The sequence below is a fragment of the Streptococcus sp. CF7_Ac1-8 genome, assembly GCF_024295435.1.
Lineage (GTDB): Bacteria > Bacillota > Bacilli > Lactobacillales > Streptococcaceae > Streptococcus > Streptococcus mitis_AP.
On sequence record NZ_JANCPI010000033.1, the window covers coordinates 1 to 690 of the forward strand.

7 tRNA genes are annotated in these 690 nt (G+C 50.9%); all 7 read right to left on the minus strand.

Going from position 1 to position 690, the window contains the following annotated elements:
• Positions 1 to 69: 69 nt before the first annotated feature.
• Positions 70 to 143, minus strand: a tRNA-Arg gene (locus tag NMM26_RS09540).
• Between the two features lie 11 nt (positions 144 to 154).
• Positions 155 to 240: transfer RNA gene (locus NMM26_RS09545), tRNA-Leu, on the minus strand.
• 7 nt (positions 241 to 247) lie between these two features.
• Positions 248 to 319: transfer RNA gene (locus NMM26_RS09550), tRNA-Gly, on the minus strand.
• Between the two features lie 22 nt (positions 320 to 341).
• A tRNA-Thr gene (locus NMM26_RS09555) sits at positions 342 to 414 on the minus strand.
• Between the two features lie 18 nt (positions 415 to 432).
• Positions 433 to 514 (minus strand) — tRNA-Leu (locus NMM26_RS09560).
• A gap of 5 nt (positions 515 to 519) precedes the next feature.
• Positions 520 to 592 (minus strand) — tRNA-Lys (locus tag NMM26_RS09565).
• A gap of 24 nt (positions 593 to 616) precedes the next feature.
• Positions 617 to 689: transfer RNA gene (locus NMM26_RS09570), tRNA-Asp, on the minus strand.
• Position 690 lies beyond the last annotated feature (1 nt).

The window sequence follows — 690 nt, forward strand, 5'->3', positions numbered from 1 at the left end:
CCTGCGACACCTTGGTCCCAAACCAAGTACTCTACCAAGCTGAGCTACTTCCCGAGTTAAATAGAAAAATGCACCCTAGAGGAGTCGAACCTCTAACCGCCTGATTCGTAGTCAGGTACTCTATCCAGTTGAGCTAAGGGTGCTCATTAGTTTATGCCGAGGACCGGAATCGAACCGGTACGATCGTTACCAATCGCAGGATTTTAAGTCCTGTGCGTCTGCCAGTTCCGCCACCCCGGCCTCTCTAAGCGAACGACGGGATTCGAACCCGCGACCCCCACCTTGGCAAGGTGGTGTTCTACCACTGAACTACGTTCGCACTGTTTTCTTCTATCTAAAAATGCCGGCTACATGACTTGAACACGCGACCCTCTGATTACAAATCAGATGCTCTACCAACTGAGCTAAGCCGGCTCATTTATTATATCTTAATGCGGGTTAAGGGACTTGAACCCCCACGCCGTTAAGCGCCAGATCCTAAATCTGGTGCGTCTGCCAATTCCGCCAAACCCGCATATATGACCCGTACTGGGCTCGAACCAGTGACCCATTGATTAAAAGTCAATTGCTCTACCAACTGAGCTAACGAGTCTAAAATAACTTGCGTTACCTTAAACGGTCCCGACGGGAATCGAACCCGCGATCTTCGCCGTGACAGGGCGACGTGATAACCGCTACACTACGGGACCT